The organism is Perlabentimonas gracilis (assembly GCF_011174675.1).
Taxonomy (GTDB): domain Bacteria; phylum Bacteroidota; class Bacteroidia; order Bacteroidales; family Tenuifilaceae; genus Perlabentimonas; species Perlabentimonas gracilis.
The window spans coordinates 40,832-53,487 of record NZ_JAANIG010000018.1 but is presented as its reverse complement, the minus strand read 5'-3'; the positions used below and the strand labels follow the sequence as shown (position 1 = coordinate 53,487).

Genomic DNA, 12,656 nt, shown 5'->3' with positions numbered 1-12,656 from the left:
CGTTACTTAGCATATAAATCCTTTGGTACGTGGCAAAGCGACTCTTCATATTTATAGCTATCTCTCTCTTCTTTCAGGGTGCGCAGGGGCAAGATTTAAGCAATCTTCGCCGCAAAACAATTGCTCTTGCTGCTGATACAATTACCCTTGATTCGCTTAGCATAATCCCCAGCAGCTTTGTGGTAACCGATTTGCAGGGCAATATCATCGATAAGAATTTGTACACCTATAGCTTTGGAAGTTCCCAGTTTTACCCTACTGACCAGCTGCGCAAAATGCATAATGATATTGATGTTGAGTACAGGGTTTTTCCAATTCTTTTTGAGCAAACCTACCAAAAGCGCAACTACCAGCAGCACCTCTCGCCCGATAGCCTTATGGGGCGCGCTTCGCCACGCTACGTGGTTGGCGGTGTGCAAGAGCCCATTTTTGGCGACCAGATACAAACCAATGGCTCCATCATGCGGGGCATTCGCTTTGGCAATGGGCAAAACCTATCGGTAAACTCCAGTATGAACCTTACCTTTCAGGGCGATTTGGGTAAGGATTTAAATATTGAGGGAGCCATATCGGATCAATCCATACCGCTGCAGCCCGAGGGTACCACTCGGCGTTTGGAGGAGTTCGATAGGATTTACTTAAGGGTTTATGGTAAAGATTTTTCCATTCAGGCTGGCGATATCGACCTGCGGGCTGGTGGGCAGGGGCAACTCCTGTCGTTTACCCGCAACGTGCAGGGTCTGGCCTACAACGGACAGTTTAGCAGCCCAAAGGATACCCTTTCGGTTACGGCTGCGCTATCGGTTCCCAAGGGGAAGTTTGCCCGCAACCAGCTGCAGGGCAGCGAGGGCAACCAAGGGCCATACCGTTTACAGGGTGCAAGCGGAGAGCCATACATTATCGTTCTCTCTGGCTCCGAGCGGGTGTACGTTGATGGCACATTGCTAAACCGTGGCGACGACCAGCACTACACCATCGATTACAATGCGGCTGAGGTAACCTTTACCCACCGCATGCCCATAAACCGAAATAGCCGTATTGTGGTTGAGTTTGAATATTCCGAGCGGAGCTACTCGCGTTTTACAACCTTTAGTAGCGTGCATAGCAAGGGCGATAAGTGGCAATGGGATTTTTCGGTTTTCTCGGAGCACGACAGCCGAAACCAGCCATTCGATCAGGAGCTAACCAACGACCAAAAGCGGTATCTAGCCTCAATTGGCGACGACTTAAGCCAAGCGTTCCTTTCGCAAGCCGATAGGGTTGATTTTGACCCCGAAAAGTTGCTGTACCAACAGCTCGACACAACGGTGAATGGAACCACATATTCTGTTTTCAGATATTCTACAAATCCAACATTTGCTAATTATCGAGTTTACTTTTCGTACGTTGGGCAGGGCAAGGGTAACTACGCCCCCGATTTTGGAACGGCCAATGGGCGGATATATCGCTGGGTGGCACCCCAGAACGGCGTGCCACAGGGCAGCTACGAGCCCATCCGAAGGTTGGTAACGCCACAGAAAAAGCAGATGGTTCAGGCTGGGCTAACCCGCACTTGGAGCGATAGTTCGCTCATTAGCGCCAGCTATGCGCTAAGCAACACCGACCTTAATACCTTTTCGAGCCTCAACTCCGATGATAATATTGGGCATGGCCTACAGCTGGCTCTTGCGCATCGATTTAAACCCATTGCCAACGACTTACAGCTTGGAGTTGGTACCGATTTTAACACCACATCGCAAGGATTTAGGAACATTGACAGGTTTCGACCCGTTGAGTTTGAGCGTAACTGGAGCATATCAGTTCCTTTGGATGGAGGTGGCGAACGTATGCTGGGTGCTTGGGCCGATGTGAGCAAGCCGCAAAAGCTCTTCAGCAGGCTAACGGGCCAATGGCTTTCGCTGGGCGATTGGTACGCTGGTAATAGAATGGGTCTTTCGGGGTGGAGCAGAGGAAAGCTATTGACTGCAAAATGGGAGGCCTCATTGGTAAATGCTGCCGATACAGCTATCGCGTCCGATTTTTATAAGGCCAAGGTAGGCCTAAGGAATACCAAAGGCTTCCTAGTTTTTGGGGTGGAGGGTGAGCTGGAGAGTAATACGTTAACCTCGCAGAGTGTCGATAGTATGTTGGCGCAAAGCTTTGGGTGGTATCAGCTAAAAGCATCGGTGTCAACACCCGATACCCTTTCCGCCCAAGCTATGGCTTGGTATATCTACCGAAACGATTACAAGCCATTCGAGAACGCATACGCTATTTTTGGTTCATCGCAGGAGGTTGCGCTAAGCGCAAATGCTAACCACAGTAGAGTAGGTCAGGTATCATCGTCGCTTGGGTACAGGGTTTTTTCTCCAAATTCTAAACAGTTTACGGAGGTGGAAAAGGAGGAGCGCACTGCCCTTGCTCGTTTGGAATACTCCAACCGCTTTGCCAAGGGTTTGTGGACTTTTGCAGGTAGCTACGAGCTGGGTTCGGGTCTAGAGCCCGATATGGAGTACTACTTTGTTGAGGTTCCAGCAGGTCAAGGGGTTTATACTTGGGTCGATTACAATGGCAACGGCATTATGGAGCTGGCCGAGTTTGAGATTGCCAACTACCCCGACGAGGCTCGCTTTATCCGCATTAATATCCCCGGAGCCAAAATGATAAGCGTGCGTAACAATGCGTTAAGTTTAAGAAGTAACATCAGTCCTGCCGCTATTCTAAAAGATAAAAAGGGTTTCTTAAATCAAGTAGCCAAGCTTAGTAACCAAACATCCTATAGGGCGCAGCAAAAGAATCAGGTCGATGATTTTTGGCAATCGGCCAACCCAGTAGTTCAGCACGCAACCGATTCGCTAATTGTGAGTATGCGTAGCAATATCCGGAACTCGCTGGCGTATAACCGAGCCAGCCGAGTCTTTGGGGTGGAGTATATATATCTGCAAGGGGTAAATAAGTCAATCCTAGCCAACGGTTTTGAGCTTAAGCAGATGCATTCGCATAGGGTGGTAATGTGGCTGGGAATTGGAAACCACATTTCAACCCGTACCGAAGCTGAGGATTACGCAACCGAGGCACAATCGCAGTACTTTGTAACGCGGAACTACGCCATAGCAGGACAGAGCGCACAGCAAAGCGTAAGGTTTATCAGCAGCAAGCTGCATACTGCCGAGTTGGTTTACAAATGGAATCGGTCCGAGAATACTATTGGCAGCGAGGAGTTAAGTTCACAGTCGATATCTTTACAAACCGATTTTGCCTTTGCAGGCAAGGGCAGCATTATGGGCAAGGGAACCTACGTGGCGCACACATTCGAGGGGATCCAGCAAACCGCCGTGGCCTACGAGATGATGAAGGGGTTGCAAAACGGCAAAAACATTGTTTGGGAGATATCGGTAAGGCGCCGACTCTCGCAGCTTTTTGAACTGGAGTTGGGTTACAATGGTCGCTACCTCAGCGATGGAACCGTGGTTCACAGCGGCTCGATGCAGGCAAGGGCGCTGTTTTAAGTTACATAGACAACAGGCTAAACGAAAATTGTCATTAGATAGTGCGAAAACCCTTGCGCAAAGGTAAATAAATATTTACCTTTGCGTTATGATTAATGATTAAAGTAATCTGATGAAATGCTCTGAGCTATACCGAATATTAACTAAAGATGGTTGGTATCCAATATCGCAAAAAGGTTCTCACGTAAAGCTAAGACATGACGTAAAGAAGGGTGTAATAATTTTTCCGAACCACGGCAGCCAAGAAATGGGTAAAGGGTTAGAAAAGAGAATTTTAAAGGACGCAGGAATAGATTTGTTGGATTAATAAAAAAGATGGCTATGAAAACCTCAAGAAAAAAAATAAAAATTATTGTGGAGAAAACAGATACTGGTTTTTCTGCATTCGCTGAAGAATATCCTATTTATACTACAGGCAGGAGTATTACTGAGCTAATGAATAATGCGTTAGAAGCCACAAATTTAAATTTTGAAGAAGAGAATATTGTAATCACTCAAGAAAACTTGAAATTTGAAATTGATTTTAAACAGTTTTTCCAATACTACAAAGTGCTAAACTCAAAATTTTTAGCAGATAAAATAGGAATGAATCCAACGCTTTTGTCACAATATGTACAAGGGCATAAAAAGCCATCTGCAACACAAACAGAGAAAATTCTGCATGGAATTCGTCAGATAGGACAAGAACTATCCGAAATTAATTTGATTTACAAACATTAAAGACTATAAGCCCAGGTTACATTGTAGGGCGACGGCTTGTTAATATTAGATTTGATGGGTTTAAGTTGGGAGGTTTGAATCACTCTGCTCAACCTGAATGAAATCGTTGGGAATAAAAATTTGCTTGCTTTCTTTCACTTGCTATATTCCACCCGCTATCGCCCACCGTACTGCTGTTGGTAGTAGTTGGCATACTCGCCGGAGAGAATATCGTTAACCCATGATTTGTTATCTAAATACCAATCTACCGTTTTCTCGAGCCCCTGCTCAAAGGTTACTGTGGGCTTCCACCCCAACTCTCTGGCAATTTTCGATGAGTCGATGGCGTACCTTAGGTCATGGCCAGCCCTATCGGTTACAAAAGTGATAAGTTTTTCCGATGTGCCAGCTTCACGTCCCAACTTGCTATCCATTATCTTGCAAAGCAGCTTAACCAAATCGATGTTTTTCCACTCATTTTCGCCGCCAATATTGTAGGTTTCGCCTATTACCCCATTATGGAAAATGGTATCAATGGCTTGGGCATGATCCTCCACGTAAAGCCAGTCGCGCACATTAAGCCCCTTGCCGTATATGGGCAGGGGTTTCAACTGCTGAATATTGCTAATTACCAGAGGTATTAGTTTCTCGGGGAACTGATTTGGGCCATAGTTGTTGGAGCAGTTCGATATTACGATGGGTAGCTTGTAGGTGTGGTTGTATGCCCGAACCAAGAAGTCGGAGCTGGCCTTCGATGCAGAGTAGGGGCTACGGGGATCGTAGGGAGTGGTTTCTGTAAATAATCCTTCATCACCTAAGCTGCCGTAAACCTCATCGGTGGATATGTGGTAGAAAAGTTTGCCCTCGAAATTACTACCCCACTGCTTGCGGGCTGCGTTTAGGAGCACCACGGTGCCCTCAATATTGGTTTTAATAAAATCCATAGGATTTGTGATGGATCTATCTACGTGCGACTCGGCCGCAAGGTGGATAACGCCATCGATACTATAATCGGCAAAAACCTTAGCTACGCCCTCTTCATCCCTAATATCCACCTTAACAAAGCGGTAGTTGGGTTTGCCCTCAACATCTTTCAAGTTCTCAAGATTACCAGCATATGTAAGGCAATCCATATTGATGATGTTGTAGTTTGGGTAGCTATTCACAAAACGGCGTACCACGTGCGAGCCTATAAAGCCCGCACCGCCTGTAATTAGTATATTTTGCATTGGATTATATTGTTTTACTGACAGGACAAATATTTGCTTGGCAAACATTTACCCCGTTAGCACTATGTTTAATACAGGTTTGGATCGGCCGACTCAATTTTACGAACGTTTTTGGCCACTTCTTGCCCGCGCTCGTTGGTCTCGATGGTGAACTCAACCAGGTCGCCATTGCTAATCTCGTTAAAATCGCCCTCCACAACATCCTGATAGTGGAAGAATAAGTTGTTGGGCGGGAACTGGATAAACCCATAGCCATTATTCATATTCATTGCTTTGCCCTCATGAACCTCACCATCCTCCTCTATCGAGGTTACTCGCTTGGGTTGTGAGTATTCTGGCAGGTCGAATAGATTTGTAACTAATGGGTTACTTGCCTTTAGGCCGCTGTTGATAAGTTCGTGCATTGCTATGGGGTAAGTCACTTCCTGAATAAGATCCTGCGAGGTGCGTGTAACCACATCGCGGCCCATATCGTCGGTGTACTCGAAGTCCCAGCTAAGCACCATAACCTTGGTGCCAAGTGAGTTGAGCTTACGAATAAGGGGTACATAATCGCCGTCGGAGGTGATGAGAACCACCACGCTAAAGCGTTTGTAGAAAGCCTGCTCAAAGGCCTCAAGAGCCAACCACACATCAATCCCTTTCTCCTCCTTTTTGCCACTACGGTTGCGAATGGGCAGGTAGTGTGTTACCACACCTTCCGACATCAAAATATCGTCAAAAACCCTATCGTTGTAAAGTTGATTTCCTCGCTGGCTAGCCTCCTGCGCGCTGATGCGGCCACGGAAGTAGTGCGCCTCGATAACCTGGCAGAAACGGGCAGGAACCTCCTCCTCCTTGGCCACGAGGTTACGGATAAAGTTGTGTAGTCCGGCAATGTTAAGGCGTTTGCGCCTTGGGTGAAAGTAGTTGTAGTAGTTGCTTACATGTAGAAAGTAGTTTCCATCGTAAAATACTCCTATTCGTTTTAATTCTTTTGAGCTGTTCATAAATTTTTAAGTAATTTTTGTTATAAACTAATGGTTTTCATGATGTAGAAAGAACACTTTTTCCTCTTCAAGTAGAAACAAATACAAAGATATAGATAATTTAGGATATAACAACCTAGCGAATGGCTTTGTTTAGCAAAACGATACAAATCCTTTGGCTTATTTGAACGATTTCTCTACTAGTCGCAGCAGAAATCCTCCATAGGTAATAGGGCGGCAGTTACCAACTCGTTGTCATTAAACGCCGATTTGTTAAATTCTCGTATGGCTTCCATTACGGCCGTTGCTTTGCTGTGGTTGGGTATTTGCATAACAATGGATGAGTTGTACCCTGGCCAAACAGCGGTATTTAGCCGACTATCGCCTTTAGAATTTTTGGCCAGAACCTGCTCTATGATTTGGTAACTTCCAATCCCGAGTTCATCTATTCTCTTTACTAAAGCGTCGAGAACGCTTACGTTGCAAGTGCAGTATATTAGCTTCATTACAAACAGATTTATTGGTTACTAACGCTCTTAGCATGGAAAACTGCATAAACAGTAGGTACCACTAGCAGGGTAATAAAAGTAGAGGCCAATAACCCACCAATCATTGTAATTCCCAATGGCTGATATGCCTCGCGCCCCATTCCTTCGCTCATTGCGAGGGGCAACATCCCCAGCATAGTGGTTAGGCTGGTCATGAGCACTGGACGAAGGCGGCTACGACCAGCCTCCTGCACCGCTTCGTATACCTTTAGGCCTCGTTTACGAAGCAGGTTTGTGTAATCTACCAGCACAATGCCGTTGTTCACAACTATTCCTATAAGCATAATCACACCCACAAAGGTGGTTACACTTAGGGTTACACCGGTTAGCTTAAAAGCCCATATTATTCCAATAAAGGTTAGTGGAACGGCAAACATAATGATGAATGGGTCGCGAAACGACTCGAACTGACCAGCCATGACCATGTACACCAGCGCAATGCCCAGGAAGAAGATTAGGTACAAATCGGCGAACGAAGCCCCCTGTTCGGTGGTTTGGCCTGCCAACTTCACCTCGGTTCCAGCAGGTATATCCAAGTCTTTCAGCATTTGCAGGGCTTCGCCCTGGCCTTCTCCTAAAGATATGCCGTTGAGCTCGGCCATAACCCTAACAATACGCTCCTGCGCAAGCCTATCGATTTGTAGCGACCCCATCCCCAGCTCAATATCGGCAACCGACGAGAGAGGAATCTGTTGCCCCAACAGGTTGGTAAGGCTAATGTTTCTAATCGACTCAATATCGCTTCGGTAGTCGGGGTGGTAGCGAACCACAATCCGAAACTCGTTACCCTCCTCTTTAAACCCACCCGCCTCGGCTCCATAGATACTCTGGCGAACCTGTAAGCCTATCATTCCGGTATTTAGCCCTAGGGCTGATGCCTTTTGCCTATCGACCCGAACCTGAACCTCCATTTTGCCCTTGTCAATGGTGTTTACCACATCGATAAAGTTTGGCGAGCCGGACAAGTTTTGGGTTAGGTTCGTTGCAATCGCATTTAGGTGCTCGTAGTTTGACCCTGAGATATGAAACTCGATGGGCTTTAGGTTGCCCGTAACCGCTTGTGAGATAATGCTTCCGCCCACAATGTTGAAGTTTTCCACCTCGGGTATTTGGGCAATATGTGGGCGAAGCTCGTGTGCTATTTGCTTGGCCGAGCGTGCCCGCTTATTGGGTAGCGAAAGATGACAAAGCACAGTGGCAATGTTCTTCCCCTCGCGAAACCCAACTGAGGTAAGCATTCCATTTTCCGATTGCCCCGAAATGGAAGCCAAGCTGCCGGGCATCATCTCTGGAACCTCGCGCTCAAAAATATCCATCACCACCTGCGAAATGCTGTCGGTTTTGGAAGCCGTTGCCGAAATATCAATCTCAATGGTAGCAATAATATCCCCAGCATCGAACTCGGGAATGTAGTCGGTGCCTAACCCCTTGCCAACCCAAAGGCTAGCGCCTAGCGCAAGGCCTACAATGGTTAGGGTGAAGGTTTTATGGTAAACCGCCCAGCCAAGGGTTTTTTGGTATATAATCTCTAGATATACAAATAGCTTCTCACTTAATTGGTACAGTAGGTAGCGCTTTCGCTCCTCTCCCCTTTTTTTGGCCTTCAGCAATTGCGACGAGGCCATGGGCGTTAGCGTTAGGGCAGTTATAAGCGATGCCACCATGGTTACCGACGTGATGATGGCCAGCTGCTTAAACATCACCCCAACCAATCCTCCCATAAATATCATGGGGATAAACACCATAAGCGTTGTAAGGGTTGATGCGGTAATGGCCGAACCCATTTCGCTGGTTCCAAAAATGGCCGCCTGGCTTGGCCGCGACCCCCTCTCGATATGCTGGGTGATATTCTCGAGTACCACAATGGAATTATCTACCACCATACCCATTGCAATAATAAGCGACATTAGGCTAAAGATGTTGATAGTCCAGCCAATGGCGTACATCAGAATAAACGATGTAATAAGCGAAAAGGGGATGGTTAGGAATACGATTAGGCTTAGCCTCCACTCACGCAGAAAAGCAAAAACCACCAGCACCACAAAGATTAGGGCATACCAGAACGATTGGGTAAGGTTTTTAATACTCTCCACAATCAGCTCGTCGGAGTTCATAATCTCGGCAATTTCAATATCGGCAGGTAAAGTGGGATGAATTTCCGATATCTTTTGCCTTACGGCTTGTACCACCTCAAGGGTGTTGGCGCCTGACTGGCGCTGAATCATAATACCCACCCCCGAGCCATTTATGGTGCGCGAGTGCTCGTCGAGCTCCTTGAACCCATCGGTAATGGTGGCCACATCACTAAGGCGGATAATTCTATTGTTGAAGTTGATGAGCGCCAGCTCGCCCAGCTCATCAACATGCTCAATATCGCCGGGTATGCGAATGGCAAAATCATTATCGCCCACTCGAATATTCCCCCCGGGAATAGTGATATTCTCGGCGCTAAGGATAGTTTCAATATGGCTTATGGTGATATTGTAGGCGGCAAGCTTGTGAGGGTCGACATCAACCTTTATCTCCCTTTTGGGAGTGGCCAGAACCATTACCGTTCCCACGCCGGGAAGCTTGCGCAGTGGTGCTGCAATCTGATCCTGAATAATCTTATCGAGCCCATTGTAGCTGTCGTTGGCCGACACGCCATATACCAGAACCGGAAGTAGCGACGAGTTTATCTTGTAAATAACGGGGTTGTATGCGTTGCTGGGTAAACGGGTTTTCACCAGCTCAATGAGGTCGCGGGCATTGCTGGCCGACTCGCTGATATCGGAGCCCCATTCGAACTGTAGCGAGATAAAAGAAACGTTCTCCTTCGACTGAGAACTTATCTCCTTAAGGTTCTCGGTGCCTCCCAGTGCAGCCTCAAGCGGACGGGTTACCTGCTGCTCCACCTCAATGGCCGATGCACCGGGGTAAAGGGTGATAACGGTGAGCGATGGGAACTCCATCTCGGGCATAACATCGAGTGGTAGCCGGGTGAGCGATACCAACCCAAATAGGAGCGTGGCGAGGAACACCATGGCAATGGCTACGGGTCGGCGAACAGATATTCTGGGGAGATTCATATTCGTTGAATTTCTTGTTTTCTACTGAACTCGTATAAATTATACGATATTGATTTACAATATACTTTGGCGAGATGCTGCTTGTAACACAGATTAATTCCTTACCTCAACCTTTTGCCCGTCCTTAATTTTTGCCTTTCCCTCTACAACAATTAGCTGGTTGGGCTTAGCGCCTGTAACGGCTACCATATCGCCCATTGTGTGCAGACGGCTAATTACTATCCTTTGGGCAACATCGTTTTCGATAACGTAAATACACTCTTCGCCAGTTCCGGGTAGCTGGCCAATGCTGCTTAATGGCACAAATACCGATTGTTGCTCAGGAAGCGATATGTTAATCCGTGCAAACATACCAGGCTTTAGCTCGCCAACCGCATTGCTCAGTACAATTTCTGCCGAGGCAGTTCGGGTTAAGGTTGAGAGCATTGGTTTAACGCTGTTAATTTTGGCATTGAAACGCTTATTGGGCTGTGCGTCGATGGTAATTTCTGCGGCTAAACCAGGTTTTATTGTGGATAAGTCCTTTTCGTTCACATCGAATTTTACCCTAACCGGGTCGAGCTGCATAAGCCGTACAATGCCCGAGCGCATGGAGTAGCCAGGGTCGAGGCCAGGGTTTATAAAGTATATCTCACCCTCCTCCATCATCCGCTCAACAATGGTTCCCGAGAAGGGGGCGTAAACCCTTGTGTTTTTACGAATCATTTCGGTTTTAGCATCCGATGCTTCGAGCTTGGCCTTTATGTGGTCGTACTCCATTTGGCTGATACTCTCCTGCGCACGAAGTCGCTTTACCCTCTCGTAATCCTTTCGCAGCGCCTGATTCTCCACCTCGGCCTGGGTGAGCATCTCGTCGGCCAGTTCCACAATTAAATCGCCCTGCCTAACCTTGGCCCCCTCAGCAAAGTGTATCTTCTCCACTTTTCCGGGCATTGCCGCACCCAAATTCGATTCGCGATTGGCAAATACAGTGCCTGTGAAGCTAAGAGTGGGTGAGTAGGGCATCTCGGTTGCCTTGGCAACTTTTACCACGGGGAATTCCGCAAGAATTTCCTCGCCCTCGTTTTTTGTGCCTTTACAGCTGATTAGGGCAATTGCGGTTAATAGTATTAATGGTTTAACCTTCATATCCTGTTTATTATAGTGATTTCTTTGTTGGCAGATAAGTATGCATTTCGAAATTTTACCAGATTTCCTCGTCAATGTTAATTTGCCCCGTTACCTTTCGGAGGTTAACGGTACTCAGTTGGCTCTCCATTCGAGCATCAATAAGGTTGCTGTTTGCCTCTAACCACAAGGCTTGAGCCTCTAGCACATCGGTGGTTTTAACCATTCCCTCGGCAAAGGCATTGCTGGTTATTCTAAGGTTTTCGGTTGCAAGCAATAGATTTTCTTCGGCCATCGAAACCCTTTTGTAGCTTTCGTTAGCGGCAAAGATAGCCTGCCGAACCTGTAGGTCTATCATTTCGCGAGCTTCGGCCAGCTGTAGCTCAGCCTTTTTATGTTCGTGTTGCGCAGCCCTAAGGGTGTGTGCTCTATCGTTCCAGTGGAAAATGGGGATGTTTATAGCCACACCTACGTTCCAATCGCCACCAAAACTGTTGGAAAAACCGCTATAAGGATTAGGGTTTAGAAAGGTGTATCCAGCGGTAAGTCCGACATTTGGGAGGTATCTCGATTTCATAATGTTTACCCCCGATTGCGCTATGCTTACCGCTTGGCTAAGCATGGCCAGCTCGGGCCGGGTAGTATTGGTACTATCAGCTAGAAGTTCCGCATCAATACTGCTGGGGGTTTTGTCCAGGCTATCGCTAAGCATGATGTTTGACTCGAACGGAAGCCCAACCATTTGGCATAGCGCCATGCGCGACAGTTCTAGTCCATTCTGCGCTTTAAGCAGATTTAGCTGCGCCTCGTTGGCCTTTACATCAACCCTTAGCACATCGGTTTTTATGACTATACCCTCGGTGTATAGGTTTTGCACATCGGTTTTAAGCTTGTTAAGCAGGGCGATATAGCTCTCAACTGTTTTCACCTTTTCCTGCAGCGATACCATACGCCAGTAGTTTGCCTCCACCCCGTAAAGCAGCTCGTTCTGCTCCTTGGTTAGCGAAAACTTAGCAATTTGGTTGTTTAGCTGGCTGATACGGTGCATCTCTCGTATTTTACCCCCAGTGTAAATGGGTTGGGTTATGCTAATGCCCGCCATAAACAGATTCTTACCACCAAATTGTAGTTGATCCTTAGGCAGCCAGGCGTAGTTGGTGAAAACGGGGTTGCCATCTTTGTCGTAAATCAACCCACCACTTATGGGGTTAAACACAAATGTGTTGGCAGGATCGCGATTGGGGTCGAACTCGCCCGTTTCGGGATTGATTGCACTAAATGGTACTACCGGAATGAGCATATCGTTCTCGAGCAGCTGGATATTTCTATTGGTTCGATTGTAGAGCCCCGTTGCGCTGATGTTTGGAAAGTATTTGGTTCGAGCCGAACTAGCCATAGCCTCACTTGAGCCAATATCCTCTTTTGCAATACGAATCGTGTAGTTATGCTCCAAAGCAAGCCTTTTGCAATCGTTGAGGGAGAGAGTTTGCTGAGCCACAAGGGGTATGACAACCGTAAGACAAAGGGTAAATAGAAAGCCTTTTTTCAT

Annotated in this window: 9 protein-coding genes; 3 read left to right on the top strand and 6 right to left on the bottom strand. The window is 47.0% G+C overall.

The window, feature by feature from the left end; genetic code table 11:
• Positions 1-29: 29 nt before the first annotated feature.
• The 3 genes from G8O23_RS09500 to G8O23_RS09490 all read left to right on the top strand — a co-directional run bounded on the left by G8O23_RS09500 (position 30) and on the right by G8O23_RS09490 (position 4,208).
• Entirely contained in the window at positions 30-3,488 is a 3,459-nt protein-coding gene (locus G8O23_RS09500) for a hypothetical protein (RefSeq protein ID WP_166364149.1), read from the top strand.
• A 112-nt stretch (positions 3,489-3,600) separates the two neighbouring features.
• The gene (locus G8O23_RS09495) at positions 3,601-3,795 is read left to right on the top strand and encodes a type II toxin-antitoxin system HicA family toxin (RefSeq protein WP_166364147.1); all 195 of its coding nucleotides are present in this window, start codon (positions 3,601-3,603) and stop codon (positions 3,793-3,795) included.
• A 14-nt stretch (positions 3,796-3,809) separates the two neighbouring features.
• Complete coding sequence (locus G8O23_RS09490) at positions 3,810-4,208, top strand: XRE family transcriptional regulator (RefSeq protein ID WP_166364145.1); 399 nt, start codon at positions 3,810-3,812, stop codon at positions 4,206-4,208.
• Positions 4,209-4,363: 155 nt separating this feature from the next.
• Here the strand turns inward: G8O23_RS09490 and rfbB are convergent, their stop codons facing one another.
• The 6 genes from rfbB to G8O23_RS09460 all read right to left on the bottom strand — a co-directional run bounded on the left by rfbB (position 4,364) and on the right by G8O23_RS09460 (position 12,656).
• On the bottom strand, positions 4,364-5,416 hold the full coding sequence (gene rfbB / locus G8O23_RS09485; protein WP_166364143.1) for a dTDP-glucose 4,6-dehydratase: 1,053 nt from the start codon (positions 5,414-5,416) through the stop codon (positions 4,364-4,366).
• Between the two features lie 68 nt (positions 5,417-5,484).
• On the bottom strand, positions 5,485-6,405 hold the full coding sequence (locus tag G8O23_RS09480) for an NYN domain-containing protein (RefSeq protein WP_166364141.1): 921 nt from the start codon (positions 6,403-6,405) through the stop codon (positions 5,485-5,487).
• Between the two features lie 179 nt (positions 6,406-6,584).
• Complete coding sequence (locus G8O23_RS09475) at positions 6,585-6,890, bottom strand: PG0541 family transporter-associated protein (RefSeq protein ID WP_166364139.1); 306 nt, start codon at positions 6,888-6,890, stop codon at positions 6,585-6,587.
• Between the two features lie 11 nt (positions 6,891-6,901).
• Positions 6,902-10,000, bottom strand: coding sequence for an efflux RND transporter permease subunit (locus G8O23_RS09470; protein ID WP_166364137.1), 3,099 nt, complete (start codon positions 9,998-10,000; stop codon positions 6,902-6,904).
• A 93-nt stretch (positions 10,001-10,093) separates the two neighbouring features.
• Positions 10,094-11,128: an efflux RND transporter periplasmic adaptor subunit gene (locus G8O23_RS09465; RefSeq protein WP_166364135.1), complete on the bottom strand. Its 1,035-nt coding sequence runs from the start codon at positions 11,126-11,128 to the stop codon at positions 10,094-10,096.
• A 55-nt stretch (positions 11,129-11,183) separates the two neighbouring features.
• Positions 11,184-12,656, bottom strand: coding sequence for a TolC family protein (locus G8O23_RS09460; protein ID WP_166364133.1), 1,473 nt, complete (start codon positions 12,654-12,656; stop codon positions 11,184-11,186).